We start from the raw sequence: 19,963 nt of genomic DNA on the forward strand, positions 1-19,963 counted from the left end.
CATCCCATCATGCCGCCGGTGGGAGGGTGACGTGACAGCCGACGATGTGATCGTCGACCATGCCGGTCGCCTGCATCAGCGCGTACGCGGTGGTGGGCCCGACGAACCGGAAGCCGCGCTTCTTGAGGGCCTTGGCCATCGCCGTCGACTCGGCGGTGATCGGTGCGAGCTCGGCGAACGAGGCGGGGCGGGCCGGTCGGCGCTCCGGCGCGAAGGACCAGAGCAGCGCGGACAACCCTTCCGGCACCTCCAGGGCGGCACGGGCGTTGGCGATCGCCGCCTCGATCTTGGCCCGGTTGCGGACGATGCCCGCGTCGGCGAGCAGCCGGGCCACGTCGGCGTCGTCGTATCCGGCGACGGTCGGGAGGTGGAACTCGTCGAAGGCCAGCCGGAACGCCGGACGTTTGCGCAGGATGGTCAGCCAGGACAACCCGGACTGGAACGCCTCCAGCGTCATCCGCTCGTAGAGCGCGTCGTCGCCGTGCAGGGGCCGCCCCCACTCGGTGTCGTGGTAGACGGCGTAGTCGGGGGTGCTCGACCCCCACGCGCAGCGAGCCAACCCGTCGGCACCGATCACCAGGTCCGTCACCTCGTACACGCTAGGGCATCGCACCGACACCCCATTGCCACCCGCCGTTCGGCTGCCTATGGTGCTTGTTACCGGCCGGTAAGTCGGGGTCACGCAGCGGTGCGTCCCGCCCGGCGACGGCGAGCGGAGGCCGCGCGATGAAGGAGTTCCCCGACGTCATCGCCTGGTCGATCCCCGCCTTCGTGCTGCTCATCGTGCTGGAACGGGTCTCCTACCTGCTGCACCGCGACGACGACGAGGTCGGCTACGGCGCCGCCGACACCGCGACCAGCCTGGCGATGGGTCTGGGCAGCATCTTCACCGACCTGCTCTGGAAGGTGCCGATCGCCGCCGCGTACGCGCTGCTCTACGCGCTCACCCCGCTGCGGGTGGCCGAGATCTGGTGGACCTGGCCGGTGATCCTGCTCGCCCAGGACTTCTGCTACTACTGGTCCCACCGCGGCCACCACGTGATCCGGATCCTCTGGGCCTCGCACGTGGTGCACCACTCATCCGAGCGGTTCAACCTCTCCACCGCGCTGCGCCAGCCGTGGACCGGGCTGACCAGTTGGGTCTTCTACATCCCGTTGATCCTGGCCGGCGTACACCCGGCGGTGGTCGCGTTCTGCGGCTCGGTCAACCTGCTCTACCAGTTCTGGATCCACACCGAGCGCATCGAGAAGCTGCCGCGCTGGTACGAGGCGGTCTTCAACACCCCGTCGCACCACCGGGTCCACCACGCCTCGCAGGGCGGCTACCTGGACCGCAACTTCGGCGGCATCCTGATCGTCTGGGACCGGCTCTTCGGCTCGTTCGCGCCGGAGCGGGAGCGCTGCGTGTACGGCCTCACCAAGAACGTGGGCAGCTACAACCCGCTCCGGGTGGCCTTCCACGAGTACGCCTCGATCGCCCGGGACCTCCGCGCCGCGGTGACCTGGCGGCATCGGGCGGGGTACCTCTTCCGGGCGCCGGGCTGGCAGCCCGTACCGGGTGTGGTCAGGGCAGCCGGCCCTGCTCGACCAGACGGGCGAACCTCTTCAGCGCCTGGGTGAGACCGATCTTGGAGCCGGGCCAGAGCAGCGGCCAGGCCACCCGACCGGCCCGGCCACCCGGCAGGTGGAACCACTCGTGCCAGACCACCTGGGTGCGGGCCCGGCCGAGCTGGGTGCAGCGCAGCACCCCCGGGCCGCGCAGCAACTGGCCGTGGTGCACCACGCCGATCTCGTAGGGTTCGTCGACCCGGACCACCCGCATCTCGTCGCGCAGCGTGGCCCGGCCGAGCGCGGTCACCGCCTCGATCCGGCTGCCCTCGCGGCCGTCGCCCTCGACCACCCGCACGCGGGTGAAGGGGATCCAGTCGGACTGACGCTCCCAGGCGAGCAGCGCGGCGAAGACCCGCTCCGCCGGAGCGTCGACGATCACCGTGGCGGTCACCTCACCGGCACCGGGTTGGGCCGCCTCCCGAAGGTCGTCGACGCCTCCGGGGTCGGTCACGCCGTCTCCGACCGGACCACCGCGTCGCGCTGCCCGGCACCGTCGGTGGGCACGCCGTCGGTCTGCTCACGGTCGGCCGGGTCACCGCCGGTCGGCGCCACGGCCGGTGCGACGCCGTCGGAATCCGCCGGGGACGAGGTTGCGGCGGGCAGCTCCGCCGCGCCGGCCGAGCCGACCGGCGACGAGCCGGACCCGGCGTCGCCGTCCAGCGGCGTGTCCTCGCGCGGCTGTGCCGCGTCGGCGTCCGTCACCTTGACGGCGGACTGCTCGCGGGCCTGACGCAGCGCGTCCGCGTCGTCGGTGCGCCCCTCACGCAACGCGATGACCTCCGACTCCAGTACGCCGATCAGCTCGGACTTGTAGCCGATGTCGTAGGCGGCACGGCGCATCGCCTGATCGACCTGGGCCATCCGGTACCCGCGCAGGGCGGTGTCGAAACGGACCGCCCCCACGTCGGATTCGCGCAGCGGGCGGGTGCTCGGCAACGCCACGGCCTGGGAATCCGGCTCGGCCGGCACCAGGCCGGGATCACGGCCGCTGACCAGCACCGTCACGCCGAAGACAACCGCCGCGACGGTCAATGCCACGACCAGGAGGAGCAGAAGCTGACCCATGTACTGATCGTGGCATGGCAGCCGTCCGGGAGCGACCCCGCCACCCGTCCCGATCATGATCGGTGTCGACGCCCGCCCACAGTTCGCCACCGACGACCGACTAGCGTCGGGTTCGGCCGCCGCGGCGACGGCGCGGACTGTCAGGAGGCGGGCATGGCGGGGGCGCTTCGGCTGGGTGGGCGCACGTTCGCCCCCGGCGAACTGGTGGTGATGGCGATCATCAACCGCACACCTGACTCGTTCTTCGACCGGGGGGCCACCTTCGCCGCCGACAACGCGCTGCGCGCGGTGGAGCGGGCGGTGGACGAGGGCGCGGCCATCATCGACATCGGCGGCGTCAAGGCCGGCCCCGGCGTGGAAGTGGACGTGGCCGAGGAGATCCGCCGCACGGTGGACACCATCGCCGCCGTCCGGACCGCGTTCCCCGAGGTGGTGATCTCCATCGACACCTGGCGCGCCGAGGTGGCGACGGAGGCCGTGGCCGCCGGCGCCGACCTGCTCAACGACACCTGGTCGGGCGCCGACCCGGCGCTGGCCCGGGTGGCCGCGCGGACCGGCGCGGGGCTGGTCTGCTCGCATGCCGGCGGCCTGGTCCCGCGGACCCGGCCGCACCGGGCCGCCTTCGACGACGTGGTCTCCGACGTGGTCGCGACGGTGACCGGGCTCGCCGAGCGCGCGGTCGCGGAGGGGGTACGCCCCGACGGGATCCTCATCGACCCGGCACACGACTTCGGCAAGAACACCAGGCACTCGCTGGAGATCACCCGACGACTGGACGAGCTGACCACGACCGGTTGGCCGGTGCTGGTGGCGCTCTCCAACAAGGACTTCGTCGGGGAGACGTTGGACCTGCCGGTGGCCGAACGCCTGGAGGGGACGCTCGCCGCGACGGCGGTGTCGGCCTGGCTGGGCGCCCGGGTCTTCCGGGCCCACCAGGTCGGCCCCACCCGCCGGGTGTTGGACATGGTGGCCTCGATCCGGGGCGACCGCCCCCCGGCTGCGACTCGCCGGGGCCTGGCCTGACTGTCGTCGCCGTCACCGACCGCGAACGGTCGGGGCGACCGGCACGATCGCCGGAGGTCTCGACGCTCAGGTCCAGCGCAGGATGTTCCTACGCCAGGCGTACAGGATGCCGAGCGCGAGCACCGCCACGAACACCGCCATCTCCACCACCGTCACCAGGCCGAAGCCCGGCCGGTCGAAGACCACCGCCCAGGGGAAGAGGAAGACCGCCTCGACCGCGAACAGCACGTACAGGTACGCGTAGACGTAGTAGCGGATCTGCATCTGCGCCCAGTCCGCGCCCACCGGGTCGAGCCCGCACTCGTAGCCGGCCCGCTTGCCGGGTGGGTCGGCCGGACGCGCCGGACGTAACACCCGGTTGGCCGAGAACGCCGTAACGAAGAACAGGACGCTGGCGAGCAGCAAGAGCCCGAGCGTCGCGTACGAGCCCAGGTATCCGGTCACAGTTCGGGAGCCTACCGCCCGCCTGGAAGCGCCGTCCCAAACACGTTACGGATTCGTTTCCAGACGGGACTAGTGCTCCCAGGCAACTGTTACCGAATACTGGACCCCCACCCATGGCACCGGAGGACAGATGGCCCGCCTGAAGGCATCGCCCGGTCTCCGGGCCGAGGGGCGACGTACCGCGCCCCGGCTGGCGACCGCGCTCGCGCTCGGCCTTCTCGCGGCGCTCGCCGTGGGACCGGCCTGGGCAGGCGCGGCGACGCTGGAGCCGGAACCGGTGGTGGTGGCGACCGACCCGGTCAGCGAACCGGAGGCCACCGCCTCGGAGGAGCCACCCCCGACCGAGGGGCCGGCCGAACCGACGCCGAGCGATCCGGCACCGGAGACCACCGCTCCCGCACCGGAGACGACACCGCCGCCACCGGTGACCACTGCTCCGGGCGTGCCGCCCGCGCCGACCGCCACCGCACCCGCACCGGGTGGGCCGACCACGGCCGCGCCGCCCGTTCCGCCGACGCCGCCGGCGCCGCCGGTGCCGCCCGTCCGCCCGCCCGCCTCCGGTCCGGTGCCACCGCCGAGCCCACTGGGCGTCCAGGTCACCACCCAGGACGTCACCCTCGGCGAGGCGTACTGGAACGCGGCCAGCACGGCCGCCACGTTGCAGGTCACCGTCCACAACACCGGCACGACCGCGGAGCGGATCCGCCTGTCGTACACGCTGCCGACCGGGCTGTCCGACGCCGGGACGAAGGGCTGCGCCGACGCCGGTGCCGGCACGTACCGCTGTGGGGCCTGGGCGACCGAGGCCGGCGCGCGCTTCAGCGCCCTGCTCCGCCTGCGGGTCGACGGCGAGGCGTGGAAAAGGATGCCGCTGGCCGGCTCGGTCCGGGTCGTCGCCGACTCGCCGGGGGCACCCGGGGAGGCGTCCGACGACCAGGGCTTCGCGGTGCTCTTCCCGCCCGGCCCGCCGGTGCCCGGGATCGCCCTCGCCGCCGACGAGGTGGCGTTCGACATCAGCGGCGCCGCCAGCGTCCTCGCGCTCCGGCTGGGCAACACCGGATCGGTGGACGCCGCCGGACGGGTGGAGGTCGTGCTGCCGGCCGGGGTGACAGTTCCGACTCCACCGGAAGGCTGCGTGGCGGTCGACCCGACCCGGACCCGCTGCGACGCCGGCGTGGTGGCGGCGGGCAGGACGGCCGAGCTGCGGTTGCCGGTGGAGGCGACGCCGGAGGCCCAGCGGGAGGCGCCGCTGTCCGGCGCGGTGATCGGTCGACTCGACCCGCGCAGCGGCGCGACCCGCCAGGTGCAGATGAGCTTCCGGATCACCGCGGCGGCCGCACTGGCCACGCCGGTGGTCTCGCCGCCCGCGCCGACCGGCTCCCAGGGCGTACTCCCCGGGGGTGCCGCCGGTGACGGTGGCGGGACGACCTCGGTGCGGCGCACCGCGATCGCCCTGATCGTGGTCTCCGCGCTGCTGGTGGTGCTCGCCATCGCGCTGGCCACCACCTCGCTACGGCGCCGACTCAACGGCCCGGTGCCCGGGCCGGCACCGGAGCCGGTCGACTGAGCGGACGAGGTGACCCCGACCCGCGCGGCGGGGCCACCGGAGGGTTCCGGTGGTGATCTGAATTACGGCGGCCGGGGCGTAAGCCCGTGAACCGGGGCAAACCTCCATCGAGTCTGGTCCCAGTCGGCGGACCTCCGGGGATTGTTAGGGCTCCCTTAGAAGTAGGCTCTGAGGTGAGGTACGACAACGGCCGGACCAGCCTGGGGCGGTGCGGTGACACGTTGCGTCGAGGAGGTTCCGTGGCCGGGCAAGGCGAGAGCCCCGCAGTCGCGAACGAAGGTGGCACAGTGACCAAGCAGATCCGTCAACTCGACCGGGTCGTCATCCGGTTCGCCGGTGACTCCGGCGACGGCATGCAGTTGACCGGCGACCGGTTCACCTCGGAGACGGCGCAGCTCGGCAACGACATCTCCACGCTGCCAAACTTCCCCGCCGAGATCCGAGCCCCCGCCGGCACCCTGCCCGGCGTGTCGAGCTTCCAGGTGCACTTCGCCGACTACGACATCCTCACCCCGGGCGACGCGCCCAACGTGCTGGTGGCGATGAACCCGGCGGCCCTCAAGGCCAACCTGGCCGATCTGCCGCGCGGCGCGGACATCATCGTCAACACCGACGAGTTCACCAAGCGCAACCTCGCCAAGGTCGGCTACCAGACCAGCCCGCTGGACGACGAGTCGCTGGCCGGTTACGTCGTGCACCCGGTGGCGTTGACCTCGATGACCGTCGGTGCGCTCGCCGCGTTCGAGGTGTCCAAGAAGGACGCCGAGCGGTCGAAGAACATGTTCGCCCTCGGGTTGCTCTCCTGGATGTACTCCCGGCCCTACGAGTCGACGCTGCGCTTCCTGGAGCGCAAGTTCGCGTCCCGTCCGGAGCTGGTCGCGGCGAACGTCGCCGCCTTCAAGGCCGGTTGGAACTTCGGCGAGACCACCGAGGACTTCGCGGTCCGCTACGAGGTCAAGCCGGCGAAGATGAAGCCGGGCACCTACCGCAACATCACCGGCAACGCCGCGCTGTCGTTGGGGCTGGTCGCCGCCGGGGTGCGCTCCGGGCTGCCGGTCTTCCTCGGCGCGTACCCGATCACTCCCGCGTCGGACATCCTGCACGAGTTGAGCAAGCACAAGCGTTTCGGCGTGCTCACCATGCAGGCCGAGGACGAGATCGCCGCCGTCGGTGCCGCGCTGGGCGCGTCGTACGGCGGTTCGCTCGGCGTGACCACCACCAGCGGCCCCGGCGTGGCGCTCAAGAGCGAGACGATCTCGCTGGCGGTCGCGTTGGAGCTGCCGCTGGTCATCGTGGACGTGCAGCGGGCCGGCCCGTCGACCGGCATGCCGACCAAGACCGAGCAGGCCGACCTCAACATGGCGCTGTTCGGTCGGCACGGCGAGGCACCGGTCGCGGTCATCGCGCCCCGCTCGCCGTCGGACTGCTTCTTCGCGGCGCTCGAGGCGGCCCGGATCGCGCTGACCTACCGCACGCCGGTGATCCTGCTGTCCGACAACTACGTCGCCAACGGCTCGGAGCCGTGGTTGCTGCCCGACGTGGAGTCGCTGCCCGACCTGCGGGTCGAGTTCGCCACCAGGCCCAACGGCGAGGACGGCAGCACGTTCCTGCCCTACCTGCGCGATCCGGAGACGCTGGCCCGTCCGTGGGCCATCCCCGGCACCCCGGGGCTGGAGCACCGGATCGGCGGTCTGGAGAAGGCCGACAAGACCGGCGACATCTCCTACGACCCGGCCAACCACGACTTCATGGTGCGCACCCGGGCCGCCCGGATCGAGACGATCCCGGTGCCGGACATCGAGGTGGAGGACCCGGACGGCGACGCCCGGGTGCTGGTCCTCGGCTGGGGCTCGACGTACGGGCCGATCGGCGCCGCCTGCCGCGGCGTGCGCCAGCGCGGGCTGTCCGTCGCCCAGGCGCACCTGCGGCACCTGGCCCCGATGCCGGCCAACCTCGGTGAGGTGCTGCGCTCGTACGACAAGGTGGTCATCCCCGAGATGAACCTGGGCCAGCTCGCCCACGTCATCCGGGCCCGCTACCTGGTCGACGCGATCAGCTACAACCAGGTCCGCGGCCTTCCGTTCACGGCCGCCGAGCTGGAGACGACGCTGGAAGAGGTCCTGAAGAATGTCTGAGCCCGTCGCCCTCAAGCTCACCGCCAAGGACTTCAAGTCCGACCAGGAGGTGCGCTGGTGCCCCGGCTGCGGTGACTACGCCATCCTGGCGGCCATCCAGCAGTTCATGCCGGAGCTGAACATCCCCCGGGAGCGCACCGTCTTCGTCTCCGGGATCGGTTGCTCGTCCCGCTTCCCGTACTACATGAACACGTACGGCATGCACTCGATCCACGGTCGCGCCCCGGCGATCGCGACCGGCCTGTCGGTGTCCCGGCCGGACCTGTCGGTCTGGGTGGTCACCGGCGACGGTGACGCGCTCTCCATCGGCGGCAACCACCTGATCCACGCCCTGCGGCGCAACGTCAACCTCAAGATCCTGCTGTTCAACAACCGGATCTACGGTCTGACCAAGGGTCAGTACTCGCCCACCTCCGAGGTCGGCAAGATCACCAAGTCGACCCCGGCCGGCTCGGCGGACGCGCCATTCAATCCGCTCTCGCTCGCGCTCGGCGCGGAGGCCAGCTTCGTCGGCCGGACCATCGACTCCGACCGCAAGCACCTGCAGTCGGTGCTGCGGGCCGCCGCCGAACACGAGGGTTCGGCCTTCGTGGAGATCTACCAAAACTGCAACATCTTCAACGACGGGGCGTTCGACCAGCTCAAGGACCCGTCCACCCGGGACGACTACCTGATCCGCCTGGAGCACGGAAAGCCGATCACCTTCGGCGCTGCTCGCGAGCCGAACGGCCAGCCCGGCGGAGGCGACGGGCGGTTCTGCGTGGTTCACCCGCCGGGCGGCTTCGGCCTGGAGGTCAGGGAGACCAACTCGGTCAGCCCCGAGGAGATCGTCGTGCACGACGCGACGGTCAACGACCCGGCGTACGCGTTCGCGCTGTCCCGGCTGCCCGGCCTGGACCTGCGCAACACGCCGATCGGGGTGTTCCGCTCGGTGGACCGACCGTCCTACGACAGCGTGGTGCAGGGTCAGCTCGCGGCGGCCAAGGCGACGGTCACCGAGACACCCGAGCAGCAGCTCGCGGGCCTGCTGGGCAGCGGCGACACCTGGACGATTCTCTGATCAACGGTTCGTGACGAGAGCGGCCGTCCCCGGTCCGGGGGCGGCCGCTCTCGTCGTACCGGAGCTGAGTCAGCGCTGGGCGGAGGCCGGCAGCCAGAGGTTGTCGATCTCCTTCTCGGCCGCCGCGAGGCTCGCCTCGTGCAGCGGGATCAACTCGGCCATCGCCGGCACCGACGGCGCCAGGGTCAGCTCGGCGCTGATGAAACGCGGCTGCAGGCCGGTCATCGACAGGCCGTGCGGAAGCCACGGCTCGGCGTGGTCCCAGCCGTTTCGTGGGGTGCCCTCGCCGTAGCCGCCACCCCGGGTGGCCAGCACCACGAACTCGCGGTCGCCGAGCAGGCCCTGCTGGGTCGTCGGGTCGTAGGCCAACCCGGGCACGATCAGGTGGTCGACCCAGGACTTGACGCTGCTGGGCGCGCCGAAGTTGTAGAGCGGCAGGCCGAGCAGCACCACGTCGGCCTGCTTGACCTCGTCGACCAGCCGCTCGCTGAGCTCCCAGGACTCGCGCTGCGCCGGGCTGTGCTGCTCCGGCGGCGTCATCCGAGCCAGACCGCCATCCGCGTCCAGGTGCGGCAGCGGGTCCTTGCCCAGATCTCGGTAGGCCACCGTGCCGTCTGGGTGAGCCGCGCGCCAGTTGGCGACGGCGCGTGCGGTGAGCTTCCGGCTGACCGACCAGTCACCCCGAATGCTTGAGTCGATATGCAGCAGATGCATTATTCCTCCTCCAAGGATCGTCTGTGCAGCACCAACTATTTATAGCAGGCCGATGTTCCTCCGAGTCGGTAGACTGGGTCACATGTCCGCGCAGCCGCTCGACACCTCGGAGCACCGCTCGGGCGCACTCCTGGACCACCTGGCCCGGCGCATGCGGCTGCGGTCGGAGTCGGTGCTGGCACCGCTGGGGCTCCGCCCCCGGCACCTGGTCGCGCTCACCGTGCTCCGCGACAGCGGCGGGAGCAGCCAGCAGGCGCTCGCCAGCACACTGGAGATGGACAGCACCAACATCGTCGGGCTGCTCAACGACCTCGAAGCCGACCAACTGGTCGAGCGACGCCGTTCGCCCGAGGACCGTCGGCGACACGTCGTCGAACTCACCGAAGACGGTGCGAAACGCCTCAGCGAGGCGGAATGCGCCCTCGCGAGTGCTGAGGACGAGGTGCTGGGAGCGTTGGGGCCCGCCGACCGGGAAACGCTCTACGAATTGCTTCGACGTGCCGTCAACACGTCACCGGCCATCTGCACAGAGGCGCTCCGCGCCGACGTCGACTCCTGCTGACGGGGCGCGGGTAGCCGTCAGGCGGTCGTCGCCGACTGGGGGCGGTCGTCGCGTACGTGCACCAGCATGTCGCCGGTCTCGATCACCGCACCGGCCCGGTCGGCCAGGGTGACCACCTTGCCCCGCCGCACCAGGGCGATCACCAGTGAGTCCAGCTCACGCGGCGATCGGCCCACCTCGTCCCGCTCCGCCGAACGCATCGCCAACGCCATGCCCTGCCCCGGAGTCAGCAGGTCCTCCACCACGTCGATCAGCGGCGGTGCCGAGGTGGAGAGACCGAGCAGCCGGCCCGCGGTCGCCGAGGAGACGATCACGTGGTGCGCGCCGCTCTGCTTGAGCAACGGGGCGTTCTCCGCCTCCCGTGCCGCCGCGATGATCCGCACCTGGCCGGCGGTGAGCTGCCGAACGGTCAGCGCGACCAGGACCGAGGCGTCGTCGCTGTCCGTCGCGATGATCACGGCCTTGGCGCTCTTGACGTGCGCCTCGTTCAGCACCGACGAGCGGGTCGCCGAACCCTCGATGGCGACCAGCCCGGCGGAGGTGGCCTGCCGCAGCGCGGTGGCGCTGCGCTCCACCACCACGATCCGGGAGCGGTCCAGACCGTTCTCCATCAGGGCGGAGACCGCGCTGCGCCCCTTGGTGCCGTAGCCGCAGATGATGACGTGGTCCTTCACGGCTCTCCTCCAGCGCGACAGGCGACGGCCGGTCCGGTACTGCTCGGTCAAGACTTCCAGGGTGGTGCCGACCAGGATGATCAGGAAGATCACTCGGGCCGGGGTGATGAAGAGGACGTTGACCAGCCGGGCCGACGGCGTCGCCGGGGTGATGTCCCCGTAACCGGTGGTCGAGAGCGACACGACCGCGTAGTAGAAGCAGTCGAGCAGGGTGAGGCCGTCCTCGTTGACGTCGCGGTAGCCGTCCCGGCCCAGGTAGACCGCGGCGACCACGGCGAAGACCAGGCCCAGGGCGGCGGCGAGCCGTAGGCTCAGCGCGCTCAGCGGGCCCCGACGCTGCGCGGGGAAATGGATCACCGTCGAACCTGCTCCCCCGCCGTCGCCTGCACGCCCACAACATAGCGGGTACGCCGCGGTTCGCACGTCCGGGTCGCGTCCGACGAGACGGTACGGGCCCCGCATGGGTCGGCCCGGACGGCCGTGGACAGGCATGATGAGGGTGTTCCCGACGACGACCGCGAGAGTGAGGCCGGCATGTCGTTGCTGCGACGAGTCATCGGCGGAGTGTTGCGCCGACTACGCCAGAGCCAGGGCCGCACGCTGCGCGAGGTCGCCGCTGCCGCCGGGGTCTCCGTGCCCTACCTGTCCGAGGTGGAACGGGGCCGCAAGGAAGCCTCCTCGGAGGTGCTCGCGGCGATCTGCCGAGCGCTCGGCATCCGCCTCTCCGACCTGTTGGAGGAGGCCCGCGACGACCTGCGCCGCGTCGAGCCGCGCATCCCGGCCACCCCACGGGCGACACTCGGCCGCTTCGAGCAGGCCGGGGTGGCCCGACGCGACGCGAGCCAACACGCCCTCCGGACGAGCCGACCCGTCCTGCACCGGGCCCCCGGTGCGACCGGGCCGACCCTCCGCGTCGGGGCGGCGGCCTCCGCTGGTGGCGCACGCCCCGGTCCGCGTACCGCCGCGTTGTCGGCCTGTGTGCGGGCCCGGGCGGGTGCGCGGCGGGTGACAGTCGCGTAGGCCGCGCGGGTTCTGCCGTCGGCGGATCTGCCGGCGGCAGAATCACTGGGCCGGCCGCCACCGCTGGCCGCACGCTGGAGAGGCCGGTCCCCCGGGTGGCTCGACCGCCCGCCGGCACGGTGGAGGGTGGCGGCACATGATCTGGTACGACACGACCATGCGGGACGGCGGGCAGCCGTCCTTCGGCGACCAGGTGTTCGAGCGGCTGTTGCGGGAGCGGATCGTCTTCCTCGGCACCGAGGTGACCGAGGAGTCGGCCAACCAGATCTGCGCGCAGATCCTGCTGCTCGCCGCCGAGGACGCCGACTCGGACATCTACCTCTACATCAACTCCCCAGGCGGTTCGGTGAGCGCCGGGATGGCGGTCTACGACACGATGCGCTACGTCCGCAACGACGTGGCCACGCTGGCGCTCGGATTCGCCGGCTCGATGGGGCAGTTCCTGCTCTGCGCGGGCGCGGCCGGCAAGCGGTACGCGTTACCGCACTCGCGGATCATGATGCACCAGCCCTCCGGAGGGATGGGCGGCACCGCCTCGGACATCACCATTCAGGCGGAGAACATGCTGCACGTGAAGCGGACGATGCAGGAGCTGATCGCCCAGCACAGTGGACGGACGCTCGAGGAGATCCAACGCGACTGGGACCGGGACCGGTGGTTCACCGCCGAGGAGGCGCGGGAGTACGGCCTCGTCGACCATGTGCTCAGCCGAGCCGACCAGCTGGCGACCGTCTGATCCCCGCCCTGCCGCCCCGGCCGACCCGCGTGGCGACTGCCGCTCGCGAAATCGGGTGGCGGTCGCCCGTTAGGGTCACGTCTATGCGTCGACTGATCCCCGCCCTCACGATTGCCCTCGCCGCGACCCTGGTGGCCGGTTGCGGCACCGACTCCGGCACACCTGCGGCGTCAGGTTCCTCCGCCGCGCCCAAACTGGAGCCGGTGGCCGCCGTCCAGCAGGGCATGGAGAGCAGCCTCGCCGGCACGCTCACCATGGACGCCTCGGTGAAGGCCGGCAACCAGTCGATCACCATGAGCGGAAAGATCGACACGGTCGCCCGCACCCTCCACGTCACCGGCAAGGCCCCGGAACCGGTCGAGGCGCGCATCATCGGCGACGCCGCCTACATCAAGTCGGACTCCGCCGACGGCGAGAAGCCGTGGATGAAGATCGACCTCACCAAGCTCAGGCCGAACAGCTCGCTGCGCCAGTCCTTCGACCTGAAGGCGCAGACCGGCCTCATCGGCGGCGTCGTCTCCGCACAGGAGGTGGGCAACGGCCGTTACACCGGCGTCGCCGACCTGGAGAAGGCCGCTGCCGCCGCCAACACGGACGGCGGAATGCGCGCCGGCCTCGAATCGACCGCCAAGCTGGCGAAGGACCCCAAGGCCATCCCGTTCGAAGCGGCTGTCGACGCCGACGGGCGCCTCACCGCGCTCTCCTACACCATCGCCACGAAGTCCCTGGGTGACCTCGTCACCGACATGCGGATGAGCGACTTCGGCAAGCCCGTCACGGTGGAGGCACCGCCCGCCGCGGAGACCGAAGCGGCCTCCGCGGACATGTACAAGTTCCTCTGACCCGCCGGTACGACCTCGGCCGCACCGGCCCAGCGTGGGCTGCGGACCTCCCGTAGCCCACGCTGTGCCGCAGGTCACAGCCTCGCTCGTAACATCTCGCAGCCCCACCCCGTCCTTGAGGCAGACAGCCACAAGGGAGGGCACATGTTCGCCACGTACGTCACCGTCACCATCCTCGCCTCGGTCTTCACCGGCATCGCCGCCGTCACCTACCTGATGGGCCACGACTACCCGAAGGCCCAGGCGGACATGAAGCGGGTGCCGCACTCGTGGTTACCGCGGTTGGGTGCGACGCTCGCCGCCGGCTCCCTGGGACTGCTCGTCGGGTTCGCCGTGCCACTGCTCGGAACACTCGCCGCCGCCGGCCTCGTCCTGTACTTCGTCGGCGCGCTCATCGCACACCTGCGGGTCGGCTCGCGCAAACTCGTGGGATGGGCGGTCTTCTTCGTGACCTCGATCGCCGCGCTGGTGGTGAACCTCGCCCACCACTGGTGACCCGGTTCAGACGGGTGCTCAGCGCCTGGTCTCGTACCTGGTCAAGACCACACCGCCGGGGAACGTGCGGGTTTCCACCAGGGTCAGGTTCACCCACCTGTCCAGGGCCGTGAAGAACGGCTTGCCCCCACCGATCAGGACCGGGTGGGTGACGACCGCGTACTCGTCGATCAGCCCCTCCCGCATGGCCGCCGCGGCGAGCGTGGCGCCGGCGATGTCCAGGGTGCCGCCGTCCTCGGCCTTGAGCCGGGTGATCTCGCTGATCGCGTCGCCGCTGAACAGGCGGGCGTTCCAGTCGACCGAGCTGATCGTCGAGGAGAACACCACCTTCGGCATGTCCCGCCAGCGGCCGGCGAACTCGATCTCCGCCGGTCTGGCGCCCGGCCGCTGGTCGGCGGTCGGCCAGTGGGAACTCATCGCCTCCCACAGTCTGCGCCCGTAGAGCGCCGTGCCCGTCGCCGCCACCCGGTCGGACCACCACTGGAACAGCTCGTCGCTCGGCACACCCCAGCCGAGATCGTCGCCGGGGGCGGCGACGTAGCCGTCCAGGCTCACGCTCATACCGAAGGTCAGTTCCCGCATGGTGTCAGCCTCGCGTGATTCGGCACTCGGCGTAAAGAGCGACACGGCGCGGCAGGATCATCGGTCCGGCCAGGGCCACCGCCGCCGACGGAGCAGGCGACGTCCGTACACGCTGGGCCGGGTGAGACGGGACCATGCGGTGACCGACAGCGGCCGGGCCCCGGCCTGCGGTGTCGCACACCTGTTTCCATGGAACGGGATGGGTATTGCCGGCTCAGATGGCCCTTCTGGGTGCCCCCGGCAGGATTCGAACCTGCGACACACGGTTTAGGAAACCGATGCTCTATCCCCTGAGCTACGGGGGCGCGAGGGCACAGTCTAGCGACCTTGGGGTTCACCTGGGGTGGCAGGGAGCGGCCCCCGTTCACCCACGTTCCCCGGACCGCCGTTCTCCCAGCCCAGGGAGTCTCTACGCGAGTTCGCATGGTGCCAGCTCTGCTGATCTTGGTTGTTTGGGCTGGTAGGGGATCTTGTCGCGGATGCAGGCCCAGAGGACGTTGAGGCGTTGTCTGGACAGGGCGGCGGTGGCTTGGCGGTGGGTCTTCCCCTCGGCTCGTTTCTTGTCGTAGTAGGCGCGTGATCGTGGGCAGTGGGTCAGGGCGGTGAAGCTGGACATGCTGAACACCCGGCGTAGGCCGCGGTGGTAGCGGTGCGGTCGGATCTGGTGACCCTGCCTGCGGCCGGAGTCGCGGGATACCGGGGCGAGCCCGGCGTGGGCGGCGAGTAGCCACAACTTCGGAAAGGGCGATCGGTCGCAAGTCTCCATCCAGTGCTGATGCAGCGGTCGTCAGCGAGGGCCGGGGCGTCCTACTCCAAGCTGGCCATGACATCGGCAGCACACACCCAGACAGTCACCCGACCCTCCGGGTCCACACGGCAAACGACGAACTTCGATGTACGGTTGCGGTCCTGCGGACACCCGGAGCACAAGCCGCCGCCGTCAGGGGCGTCGCGCCGGAACGCCGAGCGGTTCACGATCTTGCGCGCCTCGGTGATAGTCACCGGGCGGCGCACCATGCCGTCAGGTGTCGAGGCCTGCGAGGTTGCGTTCGAGCAGGCTGGGCTTGCGGGCGTGCAGCCCTTGCCGCGCTGCACGGTCCCACCGACGGGACGGTGACGCTTCCGCGCCATCTTGACTGGTCCGGGCACGCCGAATACGACCTGAACCGACCCGCACGCCTGGCCAGCATGTACAAGGTGGTGCTCACCGAAGCCAGCACGACCGAGGATCTGAACACCTGGCTCAACGCCGAACTCCTCCGGCGGCTCTGGCCCACCCTCTGGCTGCCACCCCAGCTCCGGCAGCGCTGGGAAGAAGCCTCCCCCGAACTCGCCGCGACCCGCAGCAACACGGCGTAGCGGCGGACCTCTTCCACGGCCGCCCCCGCTGACGGGCCCGCAGATCGAACACCAGATGACCGCATAACGAACGCACCTGGTGCCGCAAATCGAAAGCCGAGTCCCTCGCAGATCGAAGGTTCGCCCGTTATGCTGCTGCCGTGCCCACACGGCACCTGATCCCCCGCCGCGCCGCCGCGCAGGTCAATGCCGCTCTGGCGGACACTCGCGTCGTCTTGATCAGCGGAGCGCGTCAAGCAGGCAAGAGCACCCTGGTCCGCCTCGTCGCCGGCGATCGTCTAGCCGAACGCCGCGATCTTGATCGTGCTCAGGACCGGGCAGCGGCTATCGCCGATCCCGTCGGGTTCGTGGACTCCTCCGAACTCCTGGTCATCGACGAGATCCAACGCGCTCCGGAACTCCTGTTGGCCATCAAGGCTGCGGTCGACGAGGACCCCCGTCCGGGCCGGTACCTGCTCACCGGATCGTCACGGCTGTTCGGCATGGTGGCTGCACCGGACGCGTTGCCCGGCCGGATGGAGACCGTGGAGCTCTGGCCGTTCTCCCAAGGAGAACTCGACGCAGCGCCGGACGGATTCGTCGACGCCGTCTTCACGCTCGGTCCGGACCTGCGACACGAGTCGGAGGTGACCCGCGCCGACTACGCGGCCAGGATAGTGCGTGGCGGCCTACCCGAGGCCACCACCCGTACCGACCCGCGCCGCCGCCAACGGTTCCTCGACGCCTACGTCCAGGCGCTCATCGACCGCGATGTCCGGCAGCTGTCCGACATCCAGCACAAGGGCGAGCTACGCAAACTGGTACGCCTGCTCGCGGCCAGGTCCGCGACCATCATCGCCGCCAACTCCCTCGAATCCGCCCTCGGGCTCAGTCGACCGACGATCGCCCGCTACCTCCAGGCCCTGGAAGAGATATTCCTGGTCAAACGGATCCCCGGCTGGTCCCGCAACCTGGGCACCCGCACCACCGCCGCGCCCAAACTGATCTTTGTCGACTCGGGCATCGCCGCCAACGAGACCGCGACCGACGCCCGGGCACTGCTCCGGCCGGGCGCACCGTTCGGCCCACTCCTCGGGTCATTCGTCCTGTCCGAACTCTCCCGCCAGCTCACCTGGTCCGAGCAGCCCGTCGACCTCTCTCACTACCGCGATCAGAGCAGGTACGAAGTCGACGCGGTGCTCGAGAACCGAGCTGGTCAGGTGGTCGGGATCGAAGTCAAAGCAGCCACCACCGTCGGACCCGACGACTTCCGCGGGCTACGCCGCCTCGCCGACCGGCTCGGCGAGGACTTCATCGCCGGCATCGTCCTCTACACCGGAACCTCCACGCTGCCGTTCGGCGACAGGCTCCGCGCGATGCCTGTCAGCGCCCTGTGGGAGGTTTCCGCCTCGACAACAGACTGAGCCCGCTCACCAAGTCACTCCTCAGCCCCTAAGGGCTACCGAAGAACGAGAGGCGTGGCCTGCTGATCTCCGGCAAGCGATCGCAGCGAGCCCGCGAAGCGACCGGCACGCAACAGGGGAAGACGGGAAAGCCGCAGGTCATCGGCCTGCGGACCACGTCACCGGGAGCGCCGTCGTCTCCGCCTACCCGGCGCGCGGGGCGGCGGCGGCACGGGAGATGCGGACCCGGACAGTGGTGCAGGCTGCCGCACGACGCCCAGACCCGGGATAGGCCCTTGCCGTTCAACACGAGTAGCCTTACGTTTCATCGATGATCCTCTACGAGGAGCCTCGCCCGAACCCTTCCCGGCTCGTCGGCCCCGGCGGCCCGCGGCCCGAGGATCTCGGCGGCGTCGCCTACCTGCGTGGACTTTCGAGACGAGGCTTCCTCACCAGCGCCGCACTGGCGGCGTCCGGGGTGTCGGCCGCCTTCGGTCTGCTGCCCCGCTCCGCTCAGGCTGCCGGCAGCTATCAGAGGCCATGCGGAAATGTCCGGATCTCCAGTTCTTGGCAGGATCACCGAAACCGGACGCCTCCCTCGGGCGAGCCGGGCACTGACTACGCGGTCGGGACCGGCACTCCCGTCATGGCCGCGGCGAACGGCACGATCCGGTACGTGAAGACCGACACCTCCACCGCGACCGGACGCGTCGTGGGGATGGCCCACGACGACGGCAACTACACCCGGCACCTGCACCTGTCGTCGATCACCGTCTCCACCGGACAACGTGTGTCGCGGGGCCAGACCATCGCGTACTCCGGCGCCTCGGCGAGCGGCAGTGACTCCGGCGTCGGACCGCATGTACACACGAGTCTGTGGTTGAACACCGGCAGTCCGACGAACTTCGGCGCGACGGTGGATTTCGAGAACCACGTCGGGGACGTCACCAACCCGAACCCGCCCGACCAGGAGGTAGATGAAGTGTTCATCGCGAATGTGAAGGGCAACTGGTACCTGGTGGTCCCTCAGGGCACCAGCAAGCCGCGGGCGGTGGTCCTCGGTGGCGACAGCAACGCCGCCGCCTCCGGCATCCCGGTCCTGAACTTCAGTTGGGACCCGTCGATCAACGCACTCAGGGCTGCGGTCGACGGCATCGGTTGATCCAGCCGGGGTCGCCCTCGTGGCGTTCACGAGGGCGACGCACCCGACCGGGATCAACTACGCGGGGTCCATCGCTGGTTGGCACCGCCGTTGCAGGACCAGAGGATGAGCTTGGTGCCGTTCGCGGTCCCGGCACCGTTCGCGTCCAGGCAGAGTCCGGATTGCGCGCCGGTGATGGTGCCGTTGGCGTTGACGTTCCATTGCTGGTTGGTGCCGCCGTGGCAGTCCCAGATGATCACTTGGGTGCCGTTGCTGGTGCCGGCTCCGTTCGCGTCGAGGCACTTGCTGCCGTAGACCTGGAGCTGCTTGGCCGCGGTATGGGTCCAGCGCTGGGCCGTGCTGTTGCTGATGCAGTCCCACAGTTGCACCTGGGTGCCGTTGGTGGAGACGCCGTTCGGCACGTCGACGCAGCGACCGGACTGCCCGCCCAGAAGTTGGACGTTCTGTTGCGGGTTGCTGCCGGTCGCCGGGGCGTACGCGGCGGCGGTGATGTTGGCCTGCACGGCGTTCTCAGTGGCCGCCGACGGGTAGCCGGAGGTCAGTACGCCCTCGAAGAAGGTGCCGCGCCCGGTGATGCTGTTGTCGCCGCCGATCCCGAGAAGGATGGCCCCCTCCTTCTTCATCGGGTGGTAGCCGGCGGGGCGTGGCCCGTCGAAGTAGGTCGTCAGGCTGCCCGACTGGGCGGAGCCGCCCCGGATCGCCCAGTGGTTCGGCTCACCCTTGACCATGGCTGTGACGAAGCGGTGATTGATGGAGGCGATGTTGTTGTAGCCCGCGTTCACCCCGGAGAACAGCCCCCACTCCAGGTCGGCCATGATCCAGGGGCCGCTCCCCGCCCCGTAGCCCCACTGCTTGTTGGCGCCGAAGTAGACGGTCTCCATGATCGCGCGCTCGTCCGCCAGGTTGTTCGTCTGCGCGTTGCCATAGTCGAAGCAGCACCACTGGTTGTAGTGCGTGCCGTCCACGACCGCGTAGATCCCCTCCGGTTGGTCGCCGGTTGCGACGCCGTTGGTGTTGTTGTTGCGGTAGCCGGTGCCGGGCGCGATGTAGACCCCGTACGCCTTCTGGCCACCGACGGTGACCGGCGCGGCCTTCGCGTCGGCGAGGTTGTCCCAACCGCCCGGGGCGGGGCCGACGAAGTGACCGGGTGGCGCCTGGGTGAGGCGGTTGTTTCGGCCGGACTGGTCGTAGATCACCGTGATGACGCAGTTGGTGTTGGCGCAGAACGAGTCCTGGGTGGAGGCGTTGGCGGAACCACCGACGCTCAGCACGCCGACGTCCTGGGTCGCGTTGTCCGAGGAGCGCCGGACCTGGTAGAGAGGCCCGTTGTAGGTGCCGTACAGCGCCCGGGTGGTGCTGTGCGCCGCCACGCACGGCGTTCCGCCCGAGGCGAAGATGTCACAGGGCCCCTGAGTCGCGGCGACCGCCGCCGGCGCGGTGGAGACGATCCCGATCGCAGCACTGAGCAGCGCCAGCGAGATTCCGGCGGCCATGACGCGGCGAGGTGCGCTGTTCACTTTCATCGATTCC

21 protein-coding genes, 1 tRNA gene and 1 pseudogene are annotated in these 19,963 nt (G+C 70.3%); 13 read left to right on the plus strand and 10 right to left on the minus strand.

Annotation, left to right across the window (positions count from 1 at the left end; translation table 11 throughout):
• Nucleotides 1–7 precede the first annotated feature (7 nt).
• Nucleotides 8–589: a DNA-3-methyladenine glycosylase I gene (locus tag O7617_RS09050; protein WP_282262794.1), complete on the minus strand. Its 582-nt coding sequence runs from the start codon at nucleotides 587–589 to the stop codon at nucleotides 8–10.
• Nucleotides 590–726: 137 nt separating this feature from the next.
• Here O7617_RS09050 and O7617_RS09055 point away from each other — a divergent pair, with 137 nt between their 5' ends.
• Nucleotides 727–1,620 (plus strand): sterol desaturase family protein, encoded by an 894-nt coding sequence (locus tag O7617_RS09055; RefSeq protein ID WP_282262796.1) that lies wholly within the window; start codon nucleotides 727–729, stop codon nucleotides 1,618–1,620.
• On the opposite strand, the gene O7617_RS09060 is transcribed toward O7617_RS09055, so the two are convergent.
• Nucleotides 1,565–2,062, minus strand: a complete 498-nt coding sequence (locus tag O7617_RS09060) for an SRPBCC family protein (protein WP_282262797.1) — start codon at nucleotides 2,060–2,062, stop codon at nucleotides 1,565–1,567. The two genes, O7617_RS09055 and O7617_RS09060, sit on opposite strands and share 56 nt — an antisense overlap.
• Entirely contained in the window at nucleotides 2,059–2,676 is a 618-nt protein-coding gene (locus O7617_RS09065) for a DivIVA domain-containing protein (protein WP_282262798.1), read from the minus strand. The genes O7617_RS09060 and O7617_RS09065 overlap by 4 nt, the downstream gene beginning before the upstream one ends.
• A gap of 153 nt (nucleotides 2,677–2,829) precedes the next feature.
• Here O7617_RS09065 and folP point away from each other — a divergent pair, with 153 nt between their 5' ends.
• Entirely contained in the window at nucleotides 2,830–3,699 is an 870-nt protein-coding gene (gene folP / locus O7617_RS09070) for a dihydropteroate synthase (protein ID WP_282262799.1), read from the plus strand.
• Nucleotides 3,700–3,765: 66 nt separating this feature from the next.
• Here the strand turns inward: folP and ndhC are convergent, their stop codons facing one another.
• Nucleotides 3,766–4,143, minus strand: a complete 378-nt coding sequence (gene ndhC, locus O7617_RS09075) for an NADH-quinone oxidoreductase subunit A (RefSeq protein WP_282262800.1) — start codon at nucleotides 4,141–4,143, stop codon at nucleotides 3,766–3,768.
• Between the two features lie 130 nt (nucleotides 4,144–4,273).
• On the opposite strand from ndhC, the gene O7617_RS09080 reads away from it, so the two are divergent.
• The 3 genes from O7617_RS09080 (at nucleotide 4,274) to O7617_RS09090 (ending at nucleotide 8,905) form a co-directional block, all read left to right on the plus strand.
• Nucleotides 4,274–5,710 (plus strand): hypothetical protein, encoded by a 1,437-nt coding sequence (locus tag O7617_RS09080; RefSeq protein WP_282262801.1) that lies wholly within the window; start codon nucleotides 4,274–4,276, stop codon nucleotides 5,708–5,710.
• Nucleotides 5,711–5,997: 287 nt separating this feature from the next.
• A complete protein-coding gene (locus O7617_RS09085) occupies nucleotides 5,998–7,845 on the plus strand; it encodes a 2-oxoacid:acceptor oxidoreductase subunit alpha (protein WP_282262802.1) in 1,848 nt (615 codons plus the stop codon).
• Complete coding sequence (locus O7617_RS09090; protein WP_282262804.1) at nucleotides 7,838–8,905, plus strand: 2-oxoacid:ferredoxin oxidoreductase subunit beta; 1,068 nt, start codon at nucleotides 7,838–7,840, stop codon at nucleotides 8,903–8,905. The genes O7617_RS09085 and O7617_RS09090 overlap by 8 nt, the downstream gene beginning before the upstream one ends.
• A 69-nt stretch (nucleotides 8,906–8,974) precedes the next feature.
• Here O7617_RS09090 and O7617_RS09095 read toward each other — a convergent pair whose 3' ends face one another.
• Nucleotides 8,975–9,619 (minus strand): NAD(P)H-dependent oxidoreductase, encoded by a 645-nt coding sequence (locus O7617_RS09095; RefSeq protein ID WP_282262806.1) that lies wholly within the window; start codon nucleotides 9,617–9,619, stop codon nucleotides 8,975–8,977.
• 82 nt (nucleotides 9,620–9,701) lie between these two features.
• On the opposite strand from O7617_RS09095, the gene O7617_RS09100 reads away from it, so the two are divergent.
• A complete protein-coding gene (locus O7617_RS09100) occupies nucleotides 9,702–10,181 on the plus strand; it encodes a MarR family winged helix-turn-helix transcriptional regulator (protein ID WP_282262807.1) in 480 nt (159 codons plus the stop codon).
• A gap of 17 nt (nucleotides 10,182–10,198) precedes the next feature.
• Here the strand turns inward: O7617_RS09100 and O7617_RS09105 are convergent, their stop codons facing one another.
• Nucleotides 10,199–11,212, minus strand: coding sequence for a potassium channel family protein (locus O7617_RS09105; RefSeq protein WP_282262808.1), 1,014 nt, complete (start codon nucleotides 11,210–11,212; stop codon nucleotides 10,199–10,201).
• Between the two features lie 177 nt (nucleotides 11,213–11,389).
• Here O7617_RS09105 and O7617_RS33440 point away from each other — a divergent pair, with 177 nt between their 5' ends.
• From O7617_RS33440 to O7617_RS09125, 4 genes are all read left to right on the plus strand, one after another.
• The gene (locus tag O7617_RS33440; protein ID WP_348774188.1) at nucleotides 11,390–11,875 is read left to right on the plus strand and encodes a helix-turn-helix transcriptional regulator; all 486 of its coding nucleotides are present in this window, start codon (nucleotides 11,390–11,392) and stop codon (nucleotides 11,873–11,875) included.
• A 136-nt stretch (nucleotides 11,876–12,011) separates the two neighbouring features.
• On the plus strand, nucleotides 12,012–12,611 hold the full coding sequence (locus O7617_RS09115) for an ATP-dependent Clp protease proteolytic subunit (protein WP_282262810.1): 600 nt from the start codon (nucleotides 12,012–12,014) through the stop codon (nucleotides 12,609–12,611).
• 83 nt (nucleotides 12,612–12,694) lie between these two features.
• Nucleotides 12,695–13,453 carry a hypothetical protein gene (locus O7617_RS09120; protein WP_282262811.1) on the plus strand — a complete coding sequence of 253 codons (759 nt, stop codon included), beginning with the start codon at nucleotides 12,695–12,697 and terminating at the stop codon, nucleotides 13,451–13,453.
• A 144-nt stretch (nucleotides 13,454–13,597) separates the two neighbouring features.
• On the plus strand, nucleotides 13,598–13,948 hold the full coding sequence (locus O7617_RS09125) for a DoxX family protein (RefSeq protein ID WP_282262812.1): 351 nt from the start codon (nucleotides 13,598–13,600) through the stop codon (nucleotides 13,946–13,948).
• 18 nt (nucleotides 13,949–13,966) lie between these two features.
• On the opposite strand, the gene O7617_RS09130 is transcribed toward O7617_RS09125, so the two are convergent.
• The 3 genes from O7617_RS09130 to O7617_RS09140 form a co-directional block, all read right to left on the minus strand.
• Entirely contained in the window at nucleotides 13,967–14,530 is a 564-nt protein-coding gene (locus tag O7617_RS09130; protein ID WP_282262814.1) for a dihydrofolate reductase family protein, read from the minus strand.
• 232 nt (nucleotides 14,531–14,762) lie between these two features.
• Nucleotides 14,763–14,835, minus strand: a tRNA-Arg gene (locus tag O7617_RS09135).
• A 104-nt stretch (nucleotides 14,836–14,939) separates the two neighbouring features.
• Nucleotides 14,940–15,296 (minus strand): transposase, encoded by a 357-nt coding sequence (locus O7617_RS09140; RefSeq protein WP_282262815.1) that lies wholly within the window; start codon nucleotides 15,294–15,296, stop codon nucleotides 14,940–14,942.
• Between the two features lie 314 nt (nucleotides 15,297–15,610).
• Here O7617_RS09140 and O7617_RS09145 point away from each other — a divergent pair.
• The 3 genes and pseudogenes from O7617_RS09145 to O7617_RS09155 form a co-directional block, all read left to right on the plus strand.
• Nucleotides 15,611–15,889, plus strand: a pseudogene (locus O7617_RS09145) (hypothetical protein); the annotation flags it as partial.
• 140 nt (nucleotides 15,890–16,029) lie between these two features.
• A complete protein-coding gene (locus O7617_RS09150) occupies nucleotides 16,030–17,292 on the plus strand; it encodes an ATP-binding protein (protein ID WP_282262818.1) in 1,263 nt (420 codons plus the stop codon).
• A gap of 310 nt (nucleotides 17,293–17,602) precedes the next feature.
• Complete coding sequence (locus tag O7617_RS09155) at nucleotides 17,603–18,433, plus strand: M23 family metallopeptidase (protein WP_282262819.1); 831 nt, start codon at nucleotides 17,603–17,605, stop codon at nucleotides 18,431–18,433.
• Between the two features lie 53 nt (nucleotides 18,434–18,486).
• On the opposite strand, the gene O7617_RS09160 is transcribed toward O7617_RS09155, so the two are convergent.
• Nucleotides 18,487–19,956, minus strand: a complete 1,470-nt coding sequence (locus O7617_RS09160; protein ID WP_282262820.1) for an arabinofuranosidase catalytic domain-containing protein — start codon at nucleotides 19,954–19,956, stop codon at nucleotides 18,487–18,489.
• Nucleotides 19,957–19,963: the final 7 nt, after the last annotated feature.

The sequence above is a fragment of the Micromonospora sp. WMMD1155 genome (genome assembly GCF_029581275.1).
Taxonomy (GTDB): domain Bacteria; phylum Actinomycetota; class Actinomycetes; order Mycobacteriales; family Micromonosporaceae; genus Micromonospora.

Bases quoted from the DNA above. Each gene is read 5' to 3' on its own strand.
- O7617_RS09055 (WP_282262796.1), top strand. From the start codon at position 727: ATGAAGGAGTTCCCCGACGTCATCGCCTGGTCGATCCCCGCCTTCGTG.
- O7617_RS09065 (WP_282262798.1), bottom strand. From the start codon at position 2,676: ATGGGTCAGCTTCTGCTCCTCCTGGTCGTGGCATTGACCGTCGCGGCG.
- folP (WP_282262799.1), top strand. From the start codon at position 2,830: ATGGCGGGGGCGCTTCGGCTGGGTGGGCGCACGTTCGCCCCCGGCGAA.
- O7617_RS09080 (WP_282262801.1), top strand. From the start codon at position 4,274: ATGGCCCGCCTGAAGGCATCGCCCGGTCTCCGGGCCGAGGGGCGACGT.
- O7617_RS09090 (WP_282262804.1), top strand. From the start codon at position 7,838: ATGTCTGAGCCCGTCGCCCTCAAGCTCACCGCCAAGGACTTCAAGTCC.
- O7617_RS09095 (WP_282262806.1), bottom strand. From the start codon at position 9,619: ATGCATCTGCTGCATATCGACTCAAGCATTCGGGGTGACTGGTCGGTC.
- O7617_RS09100 (WP_282262807.1), top strand. From the start codon at position 9,702: ATGTCCGCGCAGCCGCTCGACACCTCGGAGCACCGCTCGGGCGCACTC.
- O7617_RS33440 (WP_348774188.1), top strand. From the start codon at position 11,390: ATGTCGTTGCTGCGACGAGTCATCGGCGGAGTGTTGCGCCGACTACGC.
- O7617_RS09115 (WP_282262810.1), top strand. From the start codon at position 12,012: ATGATCTGGTACGACACGACCATGCGGGACGGCGGGCAGCCGTCCTTC.
- O7617_RS09120 (WP_282262811.1), top strand. From the start codon at position 12,695: ATGCGTCGACTGATCCCCGCCCTCACGATTGCCCTCGCCGCGACCCTG.
- O7617_RS09125 (WP_282262812.1), top strand. From the start codon at position 13,598: ATGTTCGCCACGTACGTCACCGTCACCATCCTCGCCTCGGTCTTCACC.
- O7617_RS09130 (WP_282262814.1), bottom strand. From the start codon at position 14,530: ATGCGGGAACTGACCTTCGGTATGAGCGTGAGCCTGGACGGCTACGTC.
- O7617_RS09140 (WP_282262815.1), bottom strand. From the start codon at position 15,296: ATGGAGACTTGCGACCGATCGCCCTTTCCGAAGTTGTGGCTACTCGCC.
- O7617_RS09155 (WP_282262819.1), top strand. From the start codon at position 17,603: ATGATCCTCTACGAGGAGCCTCGCCCGAACCCTTCCCGGCTCGTCGGC.
- O7617_RS09160 (WP_282262820.1), bottom strand. From the start codon at position 19,956: ATGAAAGTGAACAGCGCACCTCGCCGCGTCATGGCCGCCGGAATCTCG.